The organism is Streptomyces virginiae (genome assembly GCF_000720455.1).
Classification (GTDB): Bacteria; Actinomycetota; Actinomycetes; order Streptomycetales; family Streptomycetaceae; genus Streptomyces; species Streptomyces virginiae.
Map to the genome: position 1 here is coordinate 42282 of NZ_JOAK01000031.1, position 23020 is coordinate 65301.

Genomic DNA, 23020 nt, shown 5'->3' on the forward strand with positions numbered 1-23020 from the left:
CGCATGCCCGACTACCCGGCCCGCCCGACACTCCCCGAACCGCTCCGGTACGAGGACGCGATCCTCTACCCGCCGGCCGTCGTCGAACGGCGGATGCTGCCCGCCGAGATACCGCCCGGCGTCCAGTACGTCACCCTCCCCGACGGCACCCGCACTCTCGCCTACACCCCCCAGCCGCAGACCCCGCCCGCGCGTCCGGTCCCCACATGGGCCAAGACCACCGCGCTCCTCGCCCCGACCGTCGGTGGAGGTATCGCGGCCGCCTCCGCCGGGCTCGCCTACGCCGCCCCGGGACTGATTGCCCTAGCCGAAGCCCTCTGGGCCACCGTCGCCCTCATCGCCGCTGGCGCCGTCGTTGTCCTGGCCCGCCCCCGCCGAGCCACCAACCGACCGACCACCCACATCACCCAGCACGTCACCGCAACCGGACTCTTCGGCCGCGCCACCGGAACCATCAACCACCGCTGAAACACGGAAGGGCGGCCCCCGTCTCGCCAAAGCCTGGGGCCGCCCTGTTCTCCCGATCCACATGACCTGGAGGTCTTCAGCATGACCCATCCCATCCCGATCCGGCGAGTGCCCGGCGACCGCCCCTGGCTGTTGGACCTGTTCTCCTGCGCCGGCGGCGCCGCCATGGGCTACCACCGAGCCGGGTTTGACGTCGTCGGAGTCGACATCGCCCCTCGTCCCAACTACCCGTTCACCTTCCACTGGGCCGACGCGCTGGAGTTCCTGGCGGACCTGATCGCCACGGGGGAGATCGAGCGGTTCGCGTTCGTCCACTCCTCGCCGCCGTGCCAGGCCAAGTGCAATCTGTCCGTCGGCACCAATCGGTCCCGTAACTGGGGCGGCATCCACGTCGACCTGGTGGCCCCCACGCGCCTGCTGCTCCAGGCGTCCGGACTGCCGTACGTGATCGAGCAACCCAACGGCAAGGCGGAGATCCGCAAGGACGTATGGCTGTGCGGGGAGATGTTCTCCCTCGACGTCCTACGCCACCGCAACTTCGAACTCGGCGGCTGGACCGCCCCACAGCCGCCACACCCCAAGCACCGGGGCCGCGTACGGGGGTGGCGCCACGGCGAGTACCACGACGGCCCGTACGTCGCCCCCTACGGCAACGGCGGCGGCAAGCCCACCGTCCCCGAGCTTCAGGCCGCCATGGGCATCACGTGGACCGACGTCCGCGAGGAGCTGACCGAGGCCATCCCGCCGGCGTTCTCCCAGTGGCTCGGCACCGCGTTCCTCACCCGCACCCGCACGGGGGTGGCCGCGTGAGTGACCTGTCGTCCATCGACCTGCCGGGCCTGAACCTGCTTGCCCACGCAGTCCTTGCCACCGAGCGCGGCTGGCACGTCTTCCCCCTCCGCCCCCGCGACAAGCGGCCCGCCGGCCACCCCGAACGCGCCTGCCCCCGCACCGGCCGGTGCACGGACGGACACCGAACACCGGAGCAAAGGGCCACCACCGACCCCGACCTCTTGGCCGCGGCATGGACCCACGCCCCGTACAACATCGGTATCGCCACGGGCCCGTCCGGGCTGCTCGTGATCGATCTCGACACGCTCAAAGCCAAGGACAAGAAGGGAACGCCTGACGGCGTCGCCCTCTTCGAAGCGCTCTGCGAGCGAGCCGGGCACGCCGTCCCCCTCACCCACCGAGTGCGGACCGCGCGCGGCGGGGTGCATCTGTACTTCACTCAGCCCACCGGTGCCCGGCTCGGGAACACGGCCGGACATCTCGGCAAGCACATCGACACCCGGGGGTGGGGCGGCTACGTCGTCGCCCCAGGCAGCAGCACCCCGGACGGGGCGTACGAGATCCTCGACAGCCGCCCGCCCGTACCACTGCCTGACTGGCTCCACATCGCACTAACCGCCCCGCGCGAGCCCAACCGCTCCCCGATCCCGGCTCCGGCCGTGGTCCTGGGCAGCGGGACCCGCGCCGCCGAGGCAGCGCTGGAGCGCGAGACGGCCACCGTCAGGGCGACCCAAGAGGGTGGCAGGAACGCTCAGTTGCTCACCTCAGTGCGGGCGGTGGGGCGATTCGTCGCGTGGGGCGACATCCCCCGGCACGTGGCCGAGGAGGCTTTTCAAGCGGCGGGGGAGGCGGCCGGACTGTCGGCGGCCGAGTGCCGGGCCACGATCCGTAGCGCGCTCGACTGGTCCATCCGCACGGCCCGCCCCCGGTCGGCCGCCGCGTGACCAGCCCCGGAACCTATCCCTTGAAAAGCCCCACCCCCACCGCTCCCCGGCCCGCAGCCGCCGAAGCGGCCCTGCCGCAGGACGCCGTGGGCGCCCAAGAGGTCGTCGCCGAAGGCGTCCCTCCTGGCTCTGACCCGCACCCGGCCGACCACACGGACCACACCCCCGCTCCCCCACGGAGGGAAACCCGCATGCCCGAGCCCATGGACGGCGCCGCCCTGCTCGACGAGATCGAGCGCTTCCACCGCCGCTTCAACATCTTCCCCATGGAGGCCGCCTACGTCGCCGTGACCCTGTGGGACGCACACGCCCACCTCCTGGACTGCTTCGACGCGACACCCCGCCTGGCATTCCTCTCCCCGGAGCCCGCCAGCGGCAAGAGCCGGGCCCTGGAGATCGTCGAGACACTCGCCCCGTACCCGATGGTCGCGGTGAACGCCTCCGCCTCCGCCCTCTTCCGCGCCGTGTCCGGGATGGATGCTCGCCCCACGATCCTCTTCGACGAGATCGACACCGTCTTCGGCCCCAAGGCCGGAGAGAACGAACAGCTCCGCGGCTTCCTCAACGCCGGACACCGCCGCTCCGGAGTCATGTACCGGTGCGTCGGCGACGGATCCAACCAGCAGGTACAGGAGTTCCCCTCCTTCTGCGCGGTCGCCGTCGCCGGACTCGGCTCCCTCCCGGACACGATCCTCACCCGCTCCGTCATCGTCCGCATGCGCCGCCGGGCCCCCAACGAGCACGTCGAACCCTTCCGACAGCGCTTCCACGAGAAGGAAGGCCACGCGCTCCGCGACCGCCTCGCCGCCTGGGCCGACAGCGTCCGCCACCTCGTCGAAGGCTCCTTCCCGCAGATGCCTGAAGGCGTCACCGACAGGCCCGCCGACGTGTGGGAGCCGCTCCTCGCGATCGCCGAGGCTGCTGGCGGGACTTGGCCCGAGCGGGCCCGCGCAGCGTGCTCCGAGATGGTCAACGAACTCGCCGCCGACGACAAGGGCTCCACCGGGATCCGGCTCCTCACCGACCTTCGCGACCAGGTCTTCGGCGACGCCGACAAGCTCCCCACTGTCATCATCCTCGACCGGCTCAACGCCCTCGAAGACGCACCCTGGGCGGACATGGGCGGCAAGCCGCTCGACTCCCGCTCCCTCGCCCGGATCCTGCGCGAGTACACCACCGGCGGCAACAAGCCCATCGCCGCCCGCCCCGTCCGCACCGGCGCCGGCGTCGTCCGCGGCTACTACGCCGAAGACCTCCACGACGCGTGGACCCGGTACTGCCCTCCCCGGACGTCCGCTACATCCGCTACATCCGCTACATCCGCTAAGTCGTCGCTCGACACCGCCCTGACCAGCGGCAACACGTAGCGGGCGCGGCGAATTCGTCCGCTACACCCACTCACCACATCCGCTACATCCGCTACACCTCTGGGCTCGTGTAGCGGACCGATCCGCTACACGAGCACCCATCCGCTACACCCAACGGGGCTCTGACCTGCGATGTAGCGGATGTAGCGGATGTAGCGGACCTCCCAGAGAACCCGACCTCGCTGGAGAACACATGGCCGATCGCTCCGACCCCCGCGCCACCCTCCGGCGCGGGCTCCCCGACCGCTATCTCACTCCCGACGACATCGCCGCCCTGCTCGGCGTCCCGCTGGAGACCGTCTACCAGTGGCGCAAGAAGCGGACCGGACCGCCCGGATTCCGCGTGGGCAAGCACCTGCGGTACGACCCCGACGCCGTGCACAGCTGGATCGCCGAGCAGATGCAGGCGGACATCAGCCAAGCCGCCTGACCGACCACCACAACCGCCGAGGGCGGGCCCGCCAGAGCCCGCCCTCGCTGCGTTCCCAGAAAGGCCCACACGTGGCAGGCCACATCCAAGACCGCTGGTACAAGACCGAACCCGGCCCCTCCGGAAAGCCGGCGCGGGTAAAGACCGACCGGTACGGCACCGGCCTTCGCTACCGCGCCCGGTACATCGGGCCCGACGGCACCGAGAAGAGCAAGTCGTTTCGCGACCGTGAGAAGCGCCTCGCCGAACAGTGGCTCGCGAACATCGAGGCGGACATGTCCCGCGGCGCCTACGTCGACCCGTCCGCCGGCCGCACCACGTTCCGCCAGTACGGGGAGAAGTGGATCGCGGCGCAGACGACCGACATGACGACGCGCACGACGGTGGAGGTACAGCTCCGGCTGCACGCGTTCCCGCACATCGGCCCACGCCCCCTCGGCTCGTTCAAGCCGGAACACATCCGGGAGTGGCTCGGCACCCTGGAGAACGTGCTGCCGAAATCCTCATATCGGCGCGTCATCTTCAACACCGTGTCGGCCGTGCTGACCGCGGCCGTGGAGGACGGGCACCTCCTCAAGAATCCGTGCCGCGCCACATCAGTCCGGGCGCCGCTTCCTGCTACTCCCCGCGTACGTCCGTGGACCGCCGAGCGAGTCTTCGCCGTTCGGTCCGCGCTCCCCGCGCGGTACCGGGCGATGGCTGACGTCGGTGGCGGGTGCGGGCTCCGACAGGGCGAGATCTTCGGGCTCGCCGAGGACGCGGTGAGCCGCGCGACAGGATGGCTGCACGTCGATTGCCAGGTGAAGGTGGTCAACGGGCACCTTGTGTTCTCGCCGCCCAAGCGCAGCAAGGAGCGGGATGTTCCTCTCCCCGATCGTGTCGCGCGCGTCCTCAAGCAGCACAGCAAGGAGTTCGCGCCCGTGGACGTCACCTTGCCCTGGCTACGGCCGGACGGGCCTCCCGTCACCAAGCGACTACTCTTCTCGCTCGCTGGCGGTGGAGCCGTGCGGCGGACCGACTTCAACACGCGTGTGTGGAAGCCCGCCCTCGTCGAGGCCGGGGTGATCGAGGAGCCGAAGCCCGGACAGCGGCACGAGGCCGCGCGTGAGCACGGAATGCATGCGCTGAGGCACTTCTACGCCTCGGTGCTGCTGGACGCCGGGGAGAACATCAAGGCGCTCAGCACTTACCTGGGGCACGGCGACCCCGGCTTCACGCTCCGGACCTACACGCACCTCATGCCGAGCAGTGAGGGGCGGACCCGGAAGGCCGTGGACGGGATGTATGAGGCATCGGATTCTGCGGCTGACGGCCCACAGACGGCCCAGGGCCAGTGAGACGACTCAGGGCCGGCGGTCGATGACCACCGGCCCTGAGTGTCAGAAAATTCTGACAGTGGCGCTGACCTGCGATTACAGGACCGGGAGGTTCTTGCGGAGTTCGAAGGCGGTGACCTCCGAGCGGTATTCCTCCCACTCCTGCTTCTTGTTGCGCAGGAAGAAGTCGAAGACGTGTTCGCCGAGGGTTTCGGCGACCAGTTCGCTGCGTTCCATCAGGGAGATGGCCTCGCCGAGGTTCTGCGGGAGGGGTTCGATGCCCATCGCGCGGCGTTCGGCGTCGGAGAGGGCCCAGACGTCGTCGTCGGCGCCCGCCGGGAGTTCGTAGCCCTCCTCGATGCCCTTGAGGCCGGCCGCCAGGAGGACGGCGTACGTGAGGTAGGGGTTGGCGCCCGAGTCGATCGAGCGGACCTCGATGCGGGAGGAGCCCATCTTGCCCGGCTTGTACATCGGGACGCGGATCAGGGCCGAGCGGTTGTTGTGGCCCCAGCAGATGTACGAGGGGGCCTCGCCGCCCGCGCCGGCGCTGCGCGAGGAGCCGCCCCAGATGCGCTTGTACGAATTGACCCACTGGTTGGTGACCGCGGCCGTCTCGGCGGCGTGCTTGAGCAGGCCCGCGATGAAGGAACGGCCGACCTTCGAGAGCTGGTACTCGGCGCCCGACTCGTAGAAGGCGTTGCGGTCGCCCTCGAAGAGGGAGAGGTGGGTGTGCATGCCCGAACCCGGGTACTCCGAGAACGGCTTCGGCATGAAGGTGGCCTGGACGCCCTGTTCCAGGGCGACCTGCTTCATGACCAGGCGGAAGGTCATGATGTTGTCGGCCGTGGAGAGCGCGTCGGCGTAGCGCAGGTCGATCTCCTGCTGGCCCGGGGCGCCCTCGTGGTGGCTGAACTCCACCGAGATCCCCATCGATTCGAGCATGGTGATCGCCTGGCGGCGGAAGTCCATGCCCACGTTCTGCGGGGTGTGGTCGAAGTAGCCGGAGTTGTCGGCCGGGACGGGGCGGGTCCCGTCCAGCGGCTTGTCCTTCAGCAGGAAGAACTCGATCTCCGGGTGGGTGTAGAAGGTGAAGCCCAGGTCGGAGGTCTTGGCGAGGATGCGCTTGAGGACGTAGCGCGGGTCCGCGAAGGACGGCGAGCCGTCCGGCATGAGGATGTCGCAGAACATGCGGGCGGTGCCGGGGGCCTCGGCGCGCCACGGCAGTATCTGGAACGTGCTCGGGTCCGGCTTGGCGATCATGTCGGACTCGTAGACCCGTGCGAAGCCCTCGATGGCGGAGCCGTCGAAGCCGATGCCCTCGTCGAAGGCCTGCTCCAGCTCCGCGGGGGCGACCGCGACGGACTTGAGGAAGCCCAGTACGTCGGTGAACCACAGGCGCACGAAGCGGATGTCGCGCTCCTCAAGCGTCCGGAGGACGAATTCCTGCTGCTTGTCCATGCCTTCATCCTCGCAGTTCAGACGGCCTGTGCACCACCGCCTGAAGGGTCGCGGCACAGTCGGGTCGGCCCAGTATCGCCAGTGGTGGTTTCCGCCACATTACGCACCCGCGAAAGCTCACGGCACCCCCGCACTGACCTCGGCCCGGTCATGAGCATTACCATCTGCGCCCATGGGGGGCCGGCAGTACACGCAGCGGGGGCGTCGGGGACGCTCCGTGCTCCGCCGCGCCGTCGTGCTGACCGTGCTCGGAGTGCTGGCCGGCGCGCTGTTCCTCTGCGCGCGATCCGGTGATCCGCACTCCGCATCCACGTCCGCATCCACGTCCGTCTCCGCCGCCGCCGCCGCCGAGGCTCGGGCGCACGGTACGGAGCACGCCGTCTGCGTGTCCCCGTACGACCTGCCCGGCTGCTCCCCTCTCGCGCACGTGACCCCGGCCGTGCTGCCCGTGCCGCCGCCCGCCGTGACCGTGACGGGCGGAGGGCCGCTGCCCTGCGCCCACGCGTCGGCCGCGGGGCGGATCCGGCCGCCCGAGCCGCTGACGCGCGCCCCCGACCTGCACGTTCTCCAGGTGCTGCGGACCTGACGGGTCCGGTTTTGCGTTCCGTCCACCCCCCTCATCACAAGAAGGAACCAGGGCACATGGCCAGCAACTCCGGCAGGACCCCCCAGCACACCGACCCGAACTCCCGCCAGGCGCGGATAGCCGAGATGCGCCGCGCCGAGAAGGCCCGGGAGCGGCGCAACAAGGCGATCGCGATCACCGTCTCGTCGGCCGTCGTCGTCGGTCTCGTCGGTTTCGGCGCCTGGGTGCTGATCGACCAGAAGCAGACCGAGCAGCGCAAGCAGGAGGCCGCGGAGCAGCTCCGCAAGGAGGCCGAGGAGATCCGCAAGCAGCCGGTCGAGGGCGAGCAGCTCTGGGACGCGAAGAAGCTCGGCCGCAACCACGTCGAGACGCCGGTGAAGTACGAGATGAACCCGCCGGTCGGCGGTGACCACCACCCCCGCTGGATGAACTGCAACGGCGACGTCTACAAGACCCCGCTGCCCGAGGTGAACGCCGTCCACTCGCTGGAGCACGGCGCCGTCTGGGTGACGTACAACGAGAAGGCCGCCCCGGCCGACGTGGACAAGCTCGCCGCGACCGTCGGCAAGACCCCGTACACGCTGATGAGCCCGGTCAAGGAGCAGACCGGTTCGATCATGCTGAGCGCGTGGGGCAAGCAGCTCACGGTGGACAGCGCGGACGACCCCCGCGTCACGCAGTTCTTCACCAAGTACGTGCAGGGCGAGCAGACCCCGGAGCCGGGCGCGGCCTGCACGAACGGGCTGGCCGCCAAGTGAGCCGCGCGATCCCCCGGACGTACTGGGTCGCGGGTACGGCCGTGCTGCTGGCGCTGCTGTTCGCGGCGGCGGCCACGGTCGCCGCCGCGAACGGCGGATCGGCGGCTCCGGCCCCGGCCGCGCCCCGGACACCGGGACTGCACTCCGCCGACGCCGGCTTCGCCCGGGACATGGCGGTCCATCACCAGCAGGCGGTGGAGATGTCCTTCATCGTGCGGGACCGCACCCAGGACGAGGCGGTACGCACCCTCGCCTACGACATCGCCAACACTCAGGCCAACCAGCGGGGCATGCTGCTCGGCTGGCTGGACCTGTGGGGACTGCCGAAGGTGGTGGCCGACGAGCCGCCGATGTCGTGGATGGGGAGCGCCGCGGGCCACGGCGGGCACGCCGGGCACGGCCCCGCCAAGCCCGGCGCGCTGATGCCCGGCATGGCCACCAAGGAGGAGCTGGAGCAGCTCGGCGCCGCTTCCGGGCGGGACGCGGAGGTGCTGTTCCTGCAGCTGATGACCGACCACCACAAGGGCGGCGTGACGATGGCCGAGGGGTGCGCGCAGCAGTGCGGGACCCCCGTCGAGCGGGATCTGGCGCAGGGCATGGTCGACGCGCAGCGCTCGGAGCTCACCCTGATGGCGGACATGCTGAAGCAGCGCGGAGCCACACCGCGCGGGTGACGGGACACGCTCGTACGGTGGGGGGAGGCGCCCTCTCACCCGTACGGGCGTGTACTGGCGCCGTCCGGGGGTCGTCGCATCGGCCGAACGGCCCGCCCCGCGACGGCGCACCGCGATGGGGACGCCGGCCGGGCGCGCCCGCACCCGGCTGTGAACGGCGTGCTCAGGAGGTTCAGTCATGACCACCGCCGCAGACATCATGCACCCCGGGGCCCAGTGGATACCGGCGCACGAGACGCTCGACCGGGCGGCCGAGCTGATGGCCCGGCTCAATGTGGGTGCGCTGCCCATCAGTGACACCGAAGAGCGGTTGTGCGGGATCATCACCGACCGCGACATCGTCGTGAACTGCGTGGCCAAGGGCCTGGACCCGTCGAAGATGACGTGCGGGGACATGGCCCAGGGCACTCCGCGCTGGATCGACGCCGACGCGGACGTCACCGCGGTGCTCGACGAGATGGAGAGCCACCAGATCAAGCGACTGCCCGTGATCAAGGACAAGAAGCTCGTCGGGATGATCAGCGAGGCCGACCTGGCCCAGCACCTGTCCGACGACCAGATGGCCGGCTTCGTCGAGAAGGTCTACGCCCGGCGCTGACCAGGACCGGGACCCGTCGGCCGGCTCGCTCCGGCGTTCGCTCGTCCCAGCCGGCGCTCGCCCGTCAGCGCTCGCTCGTCTCCATGACCGCCCGGGCCACCTGGTCCGGGCGGTCCAGCATGACCAGGTGCCCGGCGGGCTCGGCGACCTCGAAGCGGGCGCCGATCCGGTCGGCGAGGTCCGCCTGGCGGCCCAGCCAGCGCAGCGCACCGCGGCCGGCCGACCCGTCGTGACCGGCGAGGACGGTGGTGGGGGCGGTCAGCGGGCGGGTCCGGCGCAGCGCCGCCAGCTCGGCGGCCATGTCCGGGTAGCGGGAGTTCTCCAGCAGGGCGCCGCGCCAGACCCGGCCGGTGCGGTAGCAGCGGCGTACGAGGTCCCGCGCGGCCGGATCGCCGCCGCCGGTGCGGGAGGCCCGTACGGTGGCGCGCCGGGCCGTGGGGCCCAGCGCGGCCGGCAGTCCGGCGGCGGTCACGGCCCGGCCGAGGGCGCGGGCCGCGCCGGTGCGCAGCGCGGCGGGCAGGACCGTGCGGGGGTCCTCCTCGACGCTGGCGTCGAGGAGGACGAGACCTGCGGTGCGCAGCGGGTAGAGGCGGGCGAAGCCTTCGGCGTGGAAGGCGGCGATGGAGTGCCCGACCACGGTGACCGGGTCGGCGGCGGGCCCGCCGTACCCCAGCGCGTCGAGCAGGCCCGCGATCCGGTGGGCTTCCCCGGCGGTGGTGGGCGGTGCGGTGAACGGGCCGCTGAGGCCGTGTCCGGGGCGGTCGAAGCGGACGACGGTACGCCCTTCGGCGGCGAGCAGCGCGGCGACCGCGTCCCAGTCGAACCAGGCCATGGCCAGTCCGGCGCTCAGGACGCAGACGGGGCCCCGGCCCTCGACGAGGACGTGCAGCGGAACACCGTCGACGCGGACGAACAGGCCCGTTCCTCCGCTTCCGGGGTGCGGCGGCTCGTGCACGGTCATGTGCGGCGTTCCTTGTGGACGGAGTGGGCGAGCAGACCCAGCCAGATTGCCACGAGCAGGACCTGGAGCCGCTGACCGGCGCCCAGGGCCCAGGTGCCGCGTCCGGCGGTGAACATCGCGATGGCGGACAGGGTCCAGGCGGTGGCGAGCAGCTCCATGGCGACCAGCGCGGGCCCGTAGCGGGCGAGCGGGGCGAACCAGCCGTAGCGGCGGGCGGCGACGGTCAGGGCCACCAGCCCCACGAGGGCCCCGGTCATGGCGAGGGTGCTGCTGACGGCGTGGGCCTGGTGGGTGGCGGGCACGAGTCCGGCGGTCTCGCGGGCGGCGCATTCGGGGTCCGCGGTGGGGGTGCAGCTCAGCGGGAGCCAGGCGTCGGCCGCGGTGGCCGCGCCGAAGAGGGTGACCCCGGCCCAGCCGACGACCGCCCAGAGGCGGCGGGACTCGGCGTACTTCAGCAGCCGTACCAGGGCCAGCAGGCCGCCGGCGAAGGCGAGCAGCCCGGCGGTGAAGTCGGTGGCCCGGAAGAGGCCGCCGAGCGGCTGGTCCTGGGCGGCGAGTTCGCTGACGTACGTCTCGATGGGGTTGAGGCCCGTGGAGAGGACGACTTCGAGCACCCAAGCGGTGTAGGCCGCGCCGGCGAGGCCGATCAGGAGGGCGACCGGCCAGGCGGTGCGCGTGGTGAGCCCATGTGGGGACATAGTGCGACTAATCCTAGGCAAGCCCGGGGTCGTTCCTCCGATCGGATACCCACCCCGGGTAGGGTTCCGGCCATGACGCGCAGTGCTCAGCGAGCCGCCCCGGGGTCCCGGCTCCTGCCGCTCGCCGCGCTGCCGCTCGCCGCGCTGCTGCTGGGCGGGCTGCTGCTGGGCGCCGTCACCGTGCTGTCCCCGGGCCGTCCGACTGAGTCCCACGCCATGGAGGACGTGTCGGCGAGCCGGTGCGTTGCCTCGGCCGGGGCTCCCGGTGCGGCTGTGCGCGGTGGTGCTCACCACACTCCGGCTGCCCCGCCGCAGACGCGGGGGCCGGCCCAGGAACCGGTTCCGGAGCCGGCGCAGGCCGCCCGGGCGGCGCTGTCCGAGGCCGGTGCGTGCCCCGGGTCCGGCCGCCCCGCCGCGCCCGCGGCGACCGCTGCCCGCGATCTGCTCCTGCGGCCGGCGGTACTGCGGATATAGGCGGGCCCCGGCGTCGCCGCAGCCCCCTTCACCTTCTCGCGCCCGGTCTTCCGCGCGGGGTGACGCCGAACCGCGCCCGTGAACCCGTCACACCACACCCCCGAGGTGCTCCCTTGCGCTGTCTCCCCACCCGCCGCGCCGTGCTCGGCGCCGCCGCGGCCGCCGTAGGCTCCGGGCTGCTCGCCGCCTGCTCCGGATCCGAGGGCTCCGCCGCGGGCTCCCGTACGGGCCACGGTCACGGCTCCGCCCAGGGCTCCGGCTCCGGCCCCATGCATCACGGCGGCTCGAAGGCCGACGGGCCCGCGGGGTACGTCGACCCGGCCGGGCCCGAGGTCCGGGCCGCCGAGGCCGCCCGCAGGGCCACCGGCCCGGTCACCGAGGTCAAGGTCACCGCGACCGCCACGACGCTCGACCTCGGCGGCGGACGCACGGTGCGCTCCTGGGCGTACGGCGACAGGCTGCCCGGCCAGGAGGTCCGCGCCACCGCCGGCGGCACCCTCTCCCTCACCCTGGCCAACAACCTCCCCGAGGCGACCTCCATGCACTGGCACGGCCTCGCGCTGCGCAACGACATGGACGGGGTTCCGGGGCTGACCCAGCGGGACATCGCCCCCGGCGGGTCCTTCGCGTACAAGTTCGCCGTCGCGCACCCGGGGACGTACTGGTTCCATCCGCACACCGGGGTCCAGCAGGACCGCGGCCTGTACGCCCCCCTGATCGTCGAGGACCCGAAGGAGCCGCTCTCCTACGACAAAGAGTGGGTGGTGGTCCTCGACGACTGGATCGACGGGGTGGACGGCGCCACCCCGGACGCCGTACTCGCCGAACTCCGCAAGGGCATGAGCGCGCAGAGCGCGGGCGGCGCCCACGGGCGCAAGTACGTCCACATGGGCGGCGAGAGCGACGTCCTCGGCAAGGACGCGGGCGACGTCGTCTACCCGCACTACCTGGTCAACGGGCGGGTGCCGGAGGACCCGTCCGTCTTCACCGCCCGCGCCGGGGACCGGATCAGGCTGCGGATCGTCAACGCCGGCGGGGACACCGCCTTCCGGATCGCGCTCGGCGGCCACGAACTGACGGTCACCCACACCGACGGCTTCCCGGTCGAGCACACGACGACCGGTTCGCTGCTGCTGGGCATGGGCGAGCGCTACGACGTCCTGGTCACCGCCCAGGACGGGGTGTTCCCGCTCACCGCGCTGGCGGAGGGCAAGGACGGGTCGGCGCTCGCGGTACTGCGCACCGGTTCGGGCACGGCGCCCACGGCGGCGACCCGGCCGGCCGAGCTTCAGGCACGGCCGCTGACGGCGGACTCGCTGCGGGCCGCAGGGGAGGCCGTACTGGCCCCGCGCGAGCCGGACCGTACGGTGCAGATCCGGCTGACCGGCTCCATGACCCGCTACAACTGGGCCTTCGACGGCACCCCGTACACGCCGGACCAGCGGCACCCGGTCAAGGCGGGCGAGCGGGTCCGGCTGGAGTTCCGCAACGCGACGCCGATGTGGCATCCGGTGCACCTGCACGGGCACACCTTCGCCGTGGGCACGGCGCCCGGCGGGGCGCGCAAGGACACCGCCGTCATCCTGCCGGGCGGGCGGCTGACGGCGGACTTCGACGCCGACAACCCGGGGCTGTGGATGGCGCACTGCCACAACGTCTACCACTCGGAGTCCGGGATGATGACGGTGATCGGCTACCAGCTGTAGGGGCGGCCCCCGGAGCGGCCCGGGGCCGGGCGCGAATTCGGAAGGGCGTTCGTCACCGGCATGGCACCCTTGCTCTGATCACGACAGCCGCGACAAAGGACGCTTCCGCCGGTATGACCACCCCGCCGAACCCGCCCAGCACCCCCACCGGCCCGCCGACGGAACCGGCGGGCACGCCCGCTCCCGAGGCGGCCCCGATACCGGCGCCCGCGCAGCCGCTCTCGCTCGAGAAGACCCCCGCCGCCGCACCCGCCGCCGCCGAGGCTCCCGTCGCGCCGGAGGCTCCCGAGGCTCCAGCCGCTCCCGCGGCCCCCGCCGCAGCCGAGGCTCCCGTCGCGCCGGAGACTCCCGAGGTCCCCGCCGCTCCCGCGGCCCCCGCCGCCGAACCGGCTCCGGCCGCCTCGGCGTTCGCCCCGCCCGCCCCGGCTCCCGCGGCCCCGGCCGCGCCGTTCGGCGCGTACGCCGCTCCGGGTGCTCCCGGCCCCGGCGGTCCCGGCGGCCCCGGCGACCCGTGGGGACGGCCGGGCGCCGGCTTCGGCGCCGGCCCGTACCCCGGCTACCCGCAGGCCACCGCCCCGACCACCAACGGCCTGGCCGTCGCCGCCCTGATCGTCGGCGGCTTCGGCATCCTCTTCGGCTTCGTGCCGCTGCTCTTCTGGCTCGGCGGCATCCTCGCCCTGACCGGCGTGGGCCTCGGCATCGGCGCCATCGTGCGCGCCAACAAGGGCGCCCCGAACAAGACGATGGCCATCGTCGGCACCGTGCTCGCCGGGGTGGGCATCCTCGCCTCGATCGGCGGCTTCTTCCTCACCGTCGCCTTCGTCGAGCGGGCCTCCGACCGCGTCGAGGCGGGCATCGACGAGTACGAGCCGGACACGGACGGCCTGTACCCCACCAGTGAGCCCCGGCCGTCGGCGTCCCCGTCGCCCTCCCAGGTGCCCGGCCTGACCAGCGCGCTGGTGTTCGGCGAGACCTTCACCTACCCGAACGGCGTCAAGGTGAGCCTGTCGAAGCCGACGAAGTACGAGCCGAAGGGCATCATCGCCCGCGAGCAGGTCAAGAACGCCGTCCAGCTCACCATCACCATCACCAACGGCTCGAACGCACCGCACGAGGTGATCTACGCCGTGCCCAACGTCCGCGACGACAAGGGCATGACGGCCGAGATGGTCTTCGACAGCGGCGGCGGGAGCAGCGTCCCGAAGATGGTGAAGGGGTCCATCCTGCCCGGCGAATCCGCCAGCGGCGTCGTGGCGTTCGAGATCCCCGAGGGCACCAAGAGCATCACCGCGGACATCTCCGCCGGAACACTCCTCGAAGACGTGAAGTACGTCGGTCCCATCGGCTGACACAGCCTTACGGCGAGCCCGCGCGGCACGCCGAAAACCCGGGAAACACACGGGGCCCAGGACATCGCGTCAGAAAGACGATTAGACTGGGCCCCGTGCCTCAACTACGCCTCGCTCTGAATCAGATCGACTCGCACGTCGGCAACATCGCCGCCAACGCCGACTCGGTCGTCCACTGGACCCGGCACTCCGCCGAGCAGGGCGCCCACCTGGTGGCGTTCCCCGAGATGGTGCTGACCGGGTACCCCGTCGAGGACCTCGCCCTGCGCGGCTCCTTCGTCGAGGCCTCCCGCAGCGCACTGCGCGAACTCGCGGAGCGGCTGGCCGCCGAGGGGCTCGGCGAGCTGCCGGTCGTCGTCGGCTACCTCGACCGGACCGAGAAGGCCACGCCCCGCCTCGGGCGCCCGGCCGGCTCCCCGGAGAACGCGGCGGCCGTCCTGCACGGCGGCCGGGTGGTGCTGCGTTTCGCCAAGCACCACCTGCCCAACTACGGCGTGTTCGACGAGTTCCGGTACTTCGTGCCGGGCGACACGCAGCCGGTGATCCGCGTGCGCGGCGTCGACGTGGCCCTGGCCATCTGCGAGGACCTCTGGCAGGAGGGCGGCCGCGTCCCGGCCACCCGCTCCGCCGGGGCCGGGCTGCTGGTCTCGATCAACGCCTCCCCGTACGAGCGCAACAAGGACGACGTACGCCTCGAACTGGTGCGCAAGCGCGCCCAGGAGGCCGGCTGCACCCTCGCCTACCTGGCGATGATCGGCGGCCAGGACGAGCTGGTCTTCGACGGCGACTCGATCGTCGTCGGAGCCGACGGCGAGGTCATCGCGCGCGCCCCGCAGTTCTCCGAGGGCTGCGTGCTGGTCGACCTCGACCTGCCGGCCGCTCGCACCGACGCCCCCGAGGGCGTGGTGGACGACGGACTGCGCATCGACCGCGTCGTGCTGTCCGCGGAGCCGGTGGAACCGTACGAGCCGGTCGTACCCGGCGGCTACGCCGACCGGCTCGACGACGACGAGGAGGTCTACGACGCGCTGGTCGTGGGCCTGCGCGCGTACGTGAAGAAGAACGGATTCCGCTCGGTCCTGATCGGGCTCTCCGGGGGCATCGACTCCGCGCTCGTCGCCGCCGTCGCCTGCGACGCGATCGGCGCGCAGAACGTGTACGGCGTCTCGATGCCCTCGAAGTACTCCTCGGAGCACTCCAAGGGCGACGCGGCCGACCTGGCCGAGCGCACCGGCCTGAACTTCCGCACCGTGCCGATCGAGCCGATGTTCGACGCCTACATGGGCTCGCTGGGCCTCACCGGTCTGGCCGAGGAGAACCTCCAGTCCCGGCTGCGCGGCACCCTGCTGATGGCGGTCTCCAACCAGGAGGGCCACATCGTGCTGGCCCCCGGCAACAAGTCGGAGCTGGCCGTCGGCTATTCCACCCTGTACGGCGACTCGGTGGGCGCGTACGGCCCGATCAAGGACGTCTACAAGAGCGACGTCTTCCGGCTCGCCCGGTACCGCAACCGGGCGGCCGCCGAGCGCGGCGAGACCCCGCCCATCCCGGAGAACTCGATCGTGAAGCCGCCGAGCGCCGAGCTGCGCCCGGGGCAGGTGGACACCGACTCGCTGCCGGACTATCCCGTGCTCGACGCGATCCTCGCCCTGTACGTGGACCGGGACCAGGGGCTGGACGAGATCGTGGCCGCCGGCTTCGACGCCGAGCTGGTCGCGAAGACGCTGCGGATGGTCGACACGGCCGAGTACAAGCGCCGCCAGTACCCGCCGGGCACGAAGATCTCCGCGAAGGGCTTCGGCAAGGACCGCCGGCTGCCGATCACGAACGGCTGGCGCGAACAGGCGTAGCGGAACGGAAGGGGCCCCACCGCATCACCGGTGGGGCCCCTTCCGCGCTCCTGGGGTGCGCGCCGCTACTTGTTCACCGTCAGCCGTGCGGCGACCGGCAGGTGGTCGCTGCCCGTGCGGGGCAGGGTCCAGGAGGCCTCGGGCCGGATCCCGCGGACCATGATCTGGTCGATGCGTGCCATCGGGAACTGCGCCGGCCAGCTGAAGCCGAAGCCGTCGCCCGCCGCGCCCTGGGTGGAGCGCATCTGCGAGGTGACCTCGGACAGGGCTCGGTCGTTCATGGTGCCGTTCAGGTCGCCGAGGAGGACGACCTTCTTCAGGGGCTCGGCGGCGAGCGCGGCGCCCAGCGCGTCGGCGCTGTCGTCGCGCTGGTTGGCGGTGAAGCCGGCGTTCAGCTTGACGCGGACCGAGGGCAGGTGGGCGACGAAGGCCGCGACGTCGCCCTCGGGGGTGGCGACGGTGGCCCGCATGGCCCGGGTCCAGCCCATCCTGATGTCGACGGGGGCACTGCCGCTCAGCGGGTACTTGCTCCACAGTCCGACGGTGCCCTCGACCGAGTGGTACTTGTACGTGCTCGCCAGGGCCTTCTCGTAGACGGGGACGACACCGCCCTTGAGCTCGGTGAGGGCCAGGACGTCGGCCCCGGAGCGGGCGACCGAGGCGGCGGTGCCGCGCGGGTCGGGGTTGTCGGCGTCGACGTTGTGGGTGGCGACGACGAGGTTGCCGCCGGTGCCGGACTTGTCGAAGACCAGACCGCCGAAGAGGTTCAGCCAGACCACCGCGGCCAGCACGACCGCGATCAGCGCGGTGGCCGACCGGCGGTAGACGGCGCCGCCCACCAGTACCGGGACGGCCAGGCCCAGCCAGGGCAGGAAGGTCTCGGTGAGGCTGCCGAGGTTGCCGACGTCGTTGGGCAGCTCCGCGTGGAAGATCATGACCAGCGACAGCAGCGCCGCGATCGAGGCCAGCAGCCATCCGCGCCGCCAGACCCCGGAGTCCCCGCGCAGTTCGGCCAGCCGGCGCCGGAAGCGGGATTCGGAGGGCTCGGGCTCCGAGCCGCCGTTCCCCGATTCCGTCCTGTACGCCTGTGCCATGCCACTGCCCTCACTGCCGTGCTCGCGCTCCGTCCCCGCCCCTTGACCCTAGGCGATGAAGCGGAGCCTTCCGTGCCGTACGTCACGACCGTCCGTCACGGTCGCACGTCCGGGAGGACGAACGGCTGAACGCAAGGGGTTCCGCTTGTCACGAAACGCGCACATTGGCGCCCCCGGACCGGCGGGCCCTGCGGACCACTTCCGCCCACACCCCCGGGGATGCCACCATGGTGGGTGAGTCCGGGGACACCGTGAGGGTGCCTCGAGATGACACAAGGAGCAGTTGCAATGACGCACGCCGTTTCGCCTGCCCGCGAACCCGCAGCCGCGGCCTCCCCCACCCTGTACGGAGGCACGGGCACCCGGCGCATCACCGTCCGCGACCTGACCCTCGCCAAGGAACGCGGCGAGAAGTGGCCCATGCTCACCGCCTACGACGCGATGACCGCGTCCGTCTTCGACGAGTCCGGCATCCCGGTCATCCTCGTCGGCGACTCGATGGGCAACTGCCACCTCGGGTTCGACTCCACCGTCCCGGTGACGATGGACCACATGACCATGCTGTCGGCGGCCGTCGTACGCGGCACCAGCCGTGCGCTGGTCATCGGCGACATGCCGTTCGGCTCGTACCAGGAAGGCCCCGTGCAGGCGCTGCGCAGCGCGACCCGCCTGGTCAAGGAGGCCGGTGTGGGTGCCGTGAAGCTGGAGGGCGGCGAGCGCTCGCTGGCCCAGACCGAGCTGATCGTGCAGTCGGGCATCCCCGTCATGTCCCACCTGGGTCTGACCCCGCAGTCGGTCAACGCCATGGGCTACCGGGTGCAGGGCCGCGGCGACGAGGCCGCGCACCAGCTGCTGCGCGACGCGAAGGCCGCGCAGGACGCGGGCGCCTTCGCTGTGGTGCTGGAGCTCGTCCCGGCCGAGCTGGCCGCCGAGGTCACCCGCTCCCTGCACATCCCGACGGTCGGCATCGGCGCGGGCGCGGAGTGCGACGCGCAGGTCCTGGTGTGGACCGACATGATGGGCCTGACCGGCGGGAAGATGCCCAAGTTCGTCAAGCAGTACGCGAAGCTGCGCGAGACGATGACCGACGCGGCGAAGGCCTTCGCCGAGGACGTCGTCGGCGGAACGTTCCCGCAGGAGCAGCACGCCTTCCACTGAGGCGCCCCGCTGATGTGAGGTGAACCGCTCCGACAGCCCGCCGACCGCGCGTCGGCGGGCTGTCGTACGTCTGTCGTACGTTTGTCGGTCGGCTGTCGGTGCTTTGTCAGTGGCGCCTGGTCCCATGGTGGACATGACGCGAAACGACAAGAACCCCAACGCCGTGGAGGTGCGGGGGCTGGTCAAGCACTACGGCGAGACCAAGGCCCTCGACGGTGTCGACCTGGATGTCCGCGAGGGCACGGTCCTCGGGGTCCTCGGGCCCAACGGCGCCGGCAAGACCACGCTGGTGCGCTGCCTCTCCACCCTGGTCATTCCCGATGCGGGGACGGCGACCGTGGCCGGCTTCGACGTGGTCCGCCAGCCCCGCCAGCTGCGCCGCACGATCGGCCTGACCGGCCAGTACGCCTCGGTCGACGAGAAGCTCTCCGGCTGGGAGAACCTCTACATGATCGGGCGGCTGCTCGACCTCTCCCGCAAGGACGCCCGCCTGCGCGCGGACGAGATGCTGGAGCGCTTCTCCCTGACCGAGGCGGCGAAGAAGGCCGCCATGAACTACTCCGGCGGCATGCGCCGCCGGCTCGACCTGGCCGCCTCGCTGATCGGCCGCCCGGCCGTGATCTACCTGGACGAGCCGACCACCGGTCTGGACCCCCGCACCCGCAACGAGGTGTGGGACGAGGTCCAGCGCCTGGTCGCCGAGGGCGCCACCGTGCTGCTCACCACGCAGTACATGGAGGAGGCCGAGCAGCTGGCGAGCGAGCTGACGGTCATCGACCGCGGCAAGGTCATCGCCAACGGCAAGGTCGACGAGCTGAAGGCCCGCGTCGGCGGCCGCACCCTGAAGATCCGTCCCGTGTCCTCCTCGGACCTGCCGGGCATGGCCCGCTCGCTGGCCGAGGCCGGACTGGACGGCGTGGCCGGCTCCCAGGCCGTGCCGGACGAGGGCGTGCTCCTCGTACCGATCCTGAGCGACGAGCAGCTGACCGCCGTGGTCGGCCTGCTGGCCGCCCGCGGGTACGCGATCGCCGACCTCGGCACCTACCTTCCCAGCCTCGACGAGGTGTTCCTGGCCATCACCGGCCAGAAGCCCGCGCTCGTCGAGGACTCCGTCCCCACCGAGAAGACCGAGGAGGTCGCGGCATGAGCACCGTAACCACGACGAAGCCCGCTCCCACCGCGCCCGGTCGGCCCTCGGTGCCCGCCCCGCGCGGGGAGGGCCGGATCGGCCTGCGGGGCAACCTGCGGCACATCGGCGCCCTGGTGCGCCGCAACGCCCTGCAGATCAAGCAGGACCCGGAGTCGATGTTCGACGTCCTGTTCATGCCGATCATCTTCACGCTGCTGTTCGTGTTCGTCTTCGGCGGCGCGATCTCCGGCAAGGGCAACCAGGCGGACTACGTCAACTACGTGGTGCCGGGCCTCATGGCCATGATGGGCATGAACATCGCCATGGCGGTGGGCACCGGTGTCAACGACGACTTCAAGAAGGGCGTGATGGACCGGTTCCGGTCCATGCCGATCGCCCGTTCGTCCGTGCTCCTCGCCAAGATCGTCGTCGAGCTCGGCCGCATGATGGTGGCCATCGCCATCCTGCTCGCCGTGGGCTTCATCCTCGGTCTGTCGATCAAGTCCTCGGTGCTGGACCTGTTCCTCGCCATCGGACTGTCCGCGGTCTTCGGCAGCGCCCTGATGTGGATCTTCATCCTGCTCGGTCTCACCATGCAGAGCGCGCAGGCCGTCCAGGGCATGGCCATGCTGGTCCTGATGCCGCTGCAGTTCGGCAGCTCGATCTTCGCCCCGCCGTCCACGATGCCGGGCTGGCTCCAGTCCTTCACGGACTACAACCCGCTGTCGAACCTGGCCGACGCGGCCCGGGCCCTGATCAACGGGACGCCCGTGGGCGACTCGGTGTGGATGACCCTGGCCTGGTCGCTGGCGATCACGGCGGTCACCATGCCGCTCGCGGTGCGCAAGTTCCGCCAGAAGACCTGACCCGCGGACCGGTCCATTCCGGATCGCGTCCCGGACGGGCACCGGCCGGGGGCCGGGTCAGATGAAGGCGGTGGCCTCCTCCAGGGTGAGGCCGCCGCCTTCGGCGTACGCCGCCTCGTAGGCGGTGTCGCCGAGCGCCGACCGCGCCAGCTTCTCGGCGAGGGCGAAGTCCTCGCGTTCCGTGGACACCGGGACGTGCTGGGGCGGCAGCAGTGCGCGGTAGGCGCCGAGCAGCCGGGCGCCGTCGTACTCCCGCCGCGGGCCGCCGGGCGACACGAGGGAGACCGCCGCCGTCAGCAGGAAGGTGGCGGGCAGGTGCGGGGCGACCATCAGCGCCAGCGGGTGCCGGAAGGAGGCCGCGGCGTCGCGGATGCCCTGCAGGGCGTCCGCGTGGCGGCCGTCCTGGTTGTCCAGCCAGGCCGTGGTGGCCAGCAGGAACACGTCGAAGATGGCGTACGCGCCGTAGGCGAACTCCTCGCGCAGCACCTGGATCTGGAGACGGGCCTCGGCGATCCGGCCGGTGCGGCCGAGGATGCCCGCGAGGAACATCCGGGCCGCGGGCATCGCCTCGTTGCCGAACCGCTGCACCGTGGCGGTGATCTCGGTGAGGATCCGCTCGGCCTCCGCCATCTCGCCGTTCTCGGTGAGCGTGCCGGCCATCCGGACGCGCAACACGGTCACCTGCGCCTTCGCGCCGAGGCGTTCGGCGTACGCGATCGCCTCGCGGTAGTCGCGGGCGGCCAGGGCGTGCTCACCGCGCCGCTCCCGGGACTCGGCGCGGGCGGACAGCGCCTCCGCGCAGCCCCAGTCGTCGCCCAGATCCCGGAAGATTTCCAGGCTCTCGTCGGCGTCGCGGGAAGCGTCGCCCGCCCAGTCGGCGCGGTTGGCGAGGATGTTGGCACGCAGCTGGAGCGCGGAGGCGAGTTCCCAGTCGTAGCCGAGCGTGCGGGCGGTGGTCACGGTCGCGTCGACGACCCGTTTGAGCAGCCCGGCATCGCCCGCGATCATGACGGCGTAGATCCACAGGGAGGCCGGCGTGCGGCACGTCTGCGGGAGGCCCGGCCGGTAGGTGGCGATCACCCCGTCGACCAGGGCCCGGACCTCGGGGTCGTCCCAGTCCTTGTTGGTCTGGTCCCGGGCCGCCAGCCGGACCAGGTGCAGGGCGCGCCAGGCCTCGGCGAGCACCTCGCCGCTGTAGGGCGGCGGCGAGTCCACGAGCTGCCCGTACACCGGCTCGGCCGGGACGACCGGCGCCACGAAGGGGTTGGTGCCGAGGGCCGCGACCGCCTCCGTCCAGTGCCGGGACTCGGTCCGCTGGTCGTGGAGGTGCCAGTACCAGCCCAGGGAGTGGACCAGGCACAGCGCCTCGTCCGCGTCGCGGGTGGTGACGGCCCGGCGCAGGGCCGTACGGAGGTTCTCGTACTCGGTGGCGAGCCGGTCCGCCGTCTCGCGCTGGCGGCGCCCGCGGAGCAGGGGGTCGCTGGTCCGGGCGAGCTCGCGGTAGTGGACGAGGTGGCGGCGGGCGGTTTCCTCGCGGTCGCCGCCGGCTTCGGCGAGGCGCTCGGCGGCGTACTCGCCGACCGTCTCCAGGAGGCGGTAGCGCATGCCGGAGGCGCCGGGGCCGGGGGCGGCGACGACGAGGGACTTGTCGACGAGGGATCCGAGGGTGTCGGCGACGTCGAAGGCGGCGTCCCCGGCGTCCCCGGTGTCGCTGGTGTCGCTGGTGTCGTCGGCGCAGACGGCTTCGGCGGCGGCGAGGTCGCAGCCGCCGGCGAAGACGGACAGGCGGCGCAGGACGGTCCGTTCGGCCTCGTCGAGGAGGTCCCAGGACCAGTCGACGACGGCCCGCAGGGTCTGCTGGCGCGGCAGGACGGTCCGGGCCCCGCTGGTCAGCAGCCGGAAGCGGTCGTCGAGCCGGTCGGCGATCTGCCGCGGGGTCAGCAGCGGGTTCGCGGCTGGTGGCCAGGATCTGGACGCCGGGGCAGTGGGTGAGGAGGCGTTCGGTGAGCTCGGCGGCGGCCTCGACGACGTGTTCGCAGTTGTCGAGCACGAGCAGCAGGCTGCGGTGGGCGAGGGTGGCTTCGGCGACGTCCTCCGGGTCGTCGACGGGGGCCAGCTCGACGAGCCACACGCCGTCGGGCCAGCCGCCGCGTGCCTCGTGCGCCTCGGCGGCCTCCTGCGAGAGCCGGGTCTTGCCGGCGCCGCCGGGTCCGAGGAGCGTGACGAGCCGCGCCCGCGCGAGATCGTCCCCGATGGCGCGGATGTCGTCCTCGCGGCCGACGAAGGTGGTCAGCCGTGCCCGCAGGTTGCCGTTGCCCTGGCCGGGCGGGGTGGGGGTGGGGGG

21 protein-coding genes and 1 pseudogene are annotated in these 23020 nt (G+C 72.0%); 17 read left to right on the plus strand and 5 right to left on the minus strand.

Translation table 11 applies throughout. The features are described 5' to 3' along the window. Positions 1–3 precede the first annotated feature (3 nt). From IG86_RS0132345 to IG86_RS0132370, 6 genes are all read left to right on the plus strand, one after another. Positions 4–468: a hypothetical protein gene (locus IG86_RS0132345; RefSeq protein ID WP_385872892.1), complete on the plus strand. Its 465-nt coding sequence runs from the start codon at positions 4–6 to the stop codon at positions 466–468. An 81-nt stretch (positions 469–549) separates the two neighbouring features. Then, positions 550–1278, plus strand: coding sequence for a DNA cytosine methyltransferase (locus IG86_RS0132350; protein ID WP_030901703.1), 729 nt, complete (start codon positions 550–552; stop codon positions 1276–1278). Continuing rightward, a complete protein-coding gene (locus IG86_RS0132355) occupies positions 1275–2204 on the plus strand; it encodes a bifunctional DNA primase/polymerase (protein ID WP_030901706.1) in 930 nt (309 codons plus the stop codon). Before IG86_RS0132350 ends, IG86_RS0132355 begins: the two co-directional genes overlap by 4 nt. 191 nt (positions 2205–2395) lie before the next feature. Then, positions 2396–3571, plus strand: coding sequence for a DUF3631 domain-containing protein (locus IG86_RS0132360; protein WP_051785540.1), 1176 nt, complete (start codon positions 2396–2398; stop codon positions 3569–3571). Positions 3572–3764: 193 nt separating this feature from the next. Then, positions 3765–4001: a helix-turn-helix transcriptional regulator gene (locus IG86_RS0132365; RefSeq protein WP_030901711.1), complete on the plus strand. Its 237-nt coding sequence runs from the start codon at positions 3765–3767 to the stop codon at positions 3999–4001. Positions 4002–4072: 71 nt separating this feature from the next. Further along, the gene (locus IG86_RS0132370) at positions 4073–5338 is read left to right on the plus strand and encodes a tyrosine-type recombinase/integrase (RefSeq protein WP_037943405.1); all 1266 of its coding nucleotides are present in this window, start codon (positions 4073–4075) and stop codon (positions 5336–5338) included. Between the two features lie 75 nt (positions 5339–5413). On the opposite strand, the gene IG86_RS0132375 is transcribed toward IG86_RS0132370, so the two are convergent. After that, complete coding sequence (locus tag IG86_RS0132375; protein WP_030659205.1) at positions 5414–6775, minus strand: glutamine synthetase family protein; 1362 nt, start codon at positions 6773–6775, stop codon at positions 5414–5416. Between the two features lie 172 nt (positions 6776–6947). Here IG86_RS0132375 and IG86_RS39300 point away from each other — a divergent pair, with 172 nt between their 5' ends. The 4 genes from IG86_RS39300 to IG86_RS0132395 all read left to right on the plus strand — a co-directional run bounded on the left by IG86_RS39300 (position 6948) and on the right by IG86_RS0132395 (position 9391). Beyond that, positions 6948–7361: a hypothetical protein gene (locus IG86_RS39300; RefSeq protein ID WP_037943407.1), complete on the plus strand. Its 414-nt coding sequence runs from the start codon at positions 6948–6950 to the stop codon at positions 7359–7361. Positions 7362–7417: 56 nt separating this feature from the next. Then, a complete protein-coding gene (locus IG86_RS0132385) occupies positions 7418–8119 on the plus strand; it encodes a DUF3105 domain-containing protein (protein ID WP_030901719.1) in 702 nt (233 codons plus the stop codon). After that, positions 8116–8793: a DUF305 domain-containing protein gene (locus IG86_RS0132390; RefSeq protein WP_030901722.1), complete on the plus strand. Its 678-nt coding sequence runs from the start codon at positions 8116–8118 to the stop codon at positions 8791–8793. Before IG86_RS0132385 ends, IG86_RS0132390 begins: the two co-directional genes overlap by 4 nt. Before the next feature lie 178 nt (positions 8794–8971). After that, positions 8972–9391 (plus strand): CBS domain-containing protein, encoded by a 420-nt coding sequence (locus IG86_RS0132395; protein WP_030832380.1) that lies wholly within the window; start codon positions 8972–8974, stop codon positions 9389–9391. Between the two features lie 64 nt (positions 9392–9455). Here IG86_RS0132395 and IG86_RS0132400 read toward each other — a convergent pair whose 3' ends face one another. After that, the gene (locus tag IG86_RS0132400) at positions 9456–10352 is read right to left on the minus strand and encodes an alpha/beta fold hydrolase (protein WP_051785541.1); all 897 of its coding nucleotides are present in this window, start codon (positions 10350–10352) and stop codon (positions 9456–9458) included. Further along, positions 10349–11050, minus strand: a complete 702-nt coding sequence (locus IG86_RS0132405; RefSeq protein ID WP_037943409.1) for a DUF998 domain-containing protein — start codon at positions 11048–11050, stop codon at positions 10349–10351. The genes IG86_RS0132400 and IG86_RS0132405 overlap by 4 nt, the downstream gene beginning before the upstream one ends. Positions 11051–11122: 72 nt before the next feature. On the opposite strand from IG86_RS0132405, the gene IG86_RS0132410 reads away from it, so the two are divergent. The 4 genes from IG86_RS0132410 to IG86_RS0132425 all read left to right on the plus strand — a co-directional run bounded on the left by IG86_RS0132410 (position 11123) and on the right by IG86_RS0132425 (position 16429). Beyond that, positions 11123–11524, plus strand: a complete 402-nt coding sequence (locus IG86_RS0132410) for a hypothetical protein (protein ID WP_030901730.1) — start codon at positions 11123–11125, stop codon at positions 11522–11524. A 113-nt stretch (positions 11525–11637) separates the two neighbouring features. Beyond that, entirely contained in the window at positions 11638–13230 is a 1593-nt protein-coding gene (locus IG86_RS0132415) for a multicopper oxidase family protein (RefSeq protein WP_030832391.1), read from the plus strand. Between the two features lie 113 nt (positions 13231–13343). Continuing rightward, positions 13344–14579, plus strand: coding sequence for a DUF4190 domain-containing protein (locus IG86_RS45190; protein WP_030901733.1), 1236 nt, complete (start codon positions 13344–13346; stop codon positions 14577–14579). A gap of 95 nt (positions 14580–14674) precedes the next feature. Continuing rightward, positions 14675–16429 (plus strand): NAD+ synthase, encoded by a 1755-nt coding sequence (locus tag IG86_RS0132425; protein WP_030901736.1) that lies wholly within the window; start codon positions 14675–14677, stop codon positions 16427–16429. A 65-nt stretch (positions 16430–16494) separates the two neighbouring features. On the opposite strand, the gene IG86_RS0132430 is transcribed toward IG86_RS0132425, so the two are convergent. Beyond that, positions 16495–17523: an endonuclease/exonuclease/phosphatase family protein gene (locus IG86_RS0132430; RefSeq protein WP_030832399.1), complete on the minus strand. Its 1029-nt coding sequence runs from the start codon at positions 17521–17523 to the stop codon at positions 16495–16497. 288 nt (positions 17524–17811) lie between these two features. On the opposite strand from IG86_RS0132430, the gene panB reads away from it, so the two are divergent. The 3 genes from panB (at position 17812) to IG86_RS0132445 (ending at position 20676) form a co-directional block, all read left to right on the plus strand. Then, positions 17812–18681 carry a 3-methyl-2-oxobutanoate hydroxymethyltransferase gene (gene panB / locus IG86_RS0132435; RefSeq protein ID WP_030832402.1) on the plus strand — a complete coding sequence of 290 codons (870 nt, stop codon included), beginning with the start codon at positions 17812–17814 and terminating at the stop codon, positions 18679–18681. Positions 18682–18805: 124 nt separating this feature from the next. Then, positions 18806–19828 (plus strand): ATP-binding cassette domain-containing protein, encoded by a 1023-nt coding sequence (locus IG86_RS0132440; RefSeq protein ID WP_030832405.1) that lies wholly within the window; start codon positions 18806–18808, stop codon positions 19826–19828. After that, entirely contained in the window at positions 19825–20676 is an 852-nt protein-coding gene (locus tag IG86_RS0132445) for an ABC transporter permease (protein ID WP_030832407.1), read from the plus strand. Before IG86_RS0132440 ends, IG86_RS0132445 begins: the two co-directional genes overlap by 4 nt. A 57-nt stretch (positions 20677–20733) precedes the next feature. On the opposite strand, the pseudogene IG86_RS39305 reads toward IG86_RS0132445, so the two are convergent. Next, positions 20734–23020, minus strand: a pseudogene (locus IG86_RS39305) (ATP-binding protein); the annotation flags it as partial.

Bases quoted from the DNA above. Each gene is read 5' to 3' on its own strand.
- IG86_RS0132345 (WP_385872892.1), top strand. From the start codon at position 4: ATGCCCGACTACCCGGCCCGCCCGACACTCCCCGAACCGCTCCGGTAC.
- IG86_RS0132350 (WP_030901703.1), top strand. From the start codon at position 550: ATGACCCATCCCATCCCGATCCGGCGAGTGCCCGGCGACCGCCCCTGG.
- IG86_RS0132360 (WP_051785540.1), top strand. From the start codon at position 2,396: ATGCCCGAGCCCATGGACGGCGCCGCCCTGCTCGACGAGATCGAGCGC.
- IG86_RS0132365 (WP_030901711.1), top strand. From the start codon at position 3,765: ATGGCCGATCGCTCCGACCCCCGCGCCACCCTCCGGCGCGGGCTCCCC.
- IG86_RS0132375 (WP_030659205.1), bottom strand. From the start codon at position 6,775: ATGGACAAGCAGCAGGAATTCGTCCTCCGGACGCTTGAGGAGCGCGAC.
- IG86_RS39300 (WP_037943407.1), top strand. From the start codon at position 6,948: ATGGGGGGCCGGCAGTACACGCAGCGGGGGCGTCGGGGACGCTCCGTG.
- IG86_RS0132385 (WP_030901719.1), top strand. From the start codon at position 7,418: ATGGCCAGCAACTCCGGCAGGACCCCCCAGCACACCGACCCGAACTCC.
- IG86_RS0132395 (WP_030832380.1), top strand. From the start codon at position 8,972: ATGACCACCGCCGCAGACATCATGCACCCCGGGGCCCAGTGGATACCG.
- IG86_RS0132400 (WP_051785541.1), bottom strand. From the start codon at position 10,352: ATGACCGTGCACGAGCCGCCGCACCCCGGAAGCGGAGGAACGGGCCTG.
- IG86_RS0132405 (WP_037943409.1), bottom strand. From the start codon at position 11,050: ATGTCCCCACATGGGCTCACCACGCGCACCGCCTGGCCGGTCGCCCTC.
- IG86_RS0132410 (WP_030901730.1), top strand. From the start codon at position 11,123: ATGACGCGCAGTGCTCAGCGAGCCGCCCCGGGGTCCCGGCTCCTGCCG.
- IG86_RS45190 (WP_030901733.1), top strand. From the start codon at position 13,344: ATGACCACCCCGCCGAACCCGCCCAGCACCCCCACCGGCCCGCCGACG.
- IG86_RS0132430 (WP_030832399.1), bottom strand. From the start codon at position 17,523: ATGGCACAGGCGTACAGGACGGAATCGGGGAACGGCGGCTCGGAGCCC.
- panB (WP_030832402.1), top strand. From the start codon at position 17,812: ATGACGCACGCCGTTTCGCCTGCCCGCGAACCCGCAGCCGCGGCCTCC.
- IG86_RS0132440 (WP_030832405.1), top strand. From the start codon at position 18,806: ATGGTGGACATGACGCGAAACGACAAGAACCCCAACGCCGTGGAGGTG.
- IG86_RS0132445 (WP_030832407.1), top strand. From the start codon at position 19,825: ATGAGCACCGTAACCACGACGAAGCCCGCTCCCACCGCGCCCGGTCGG.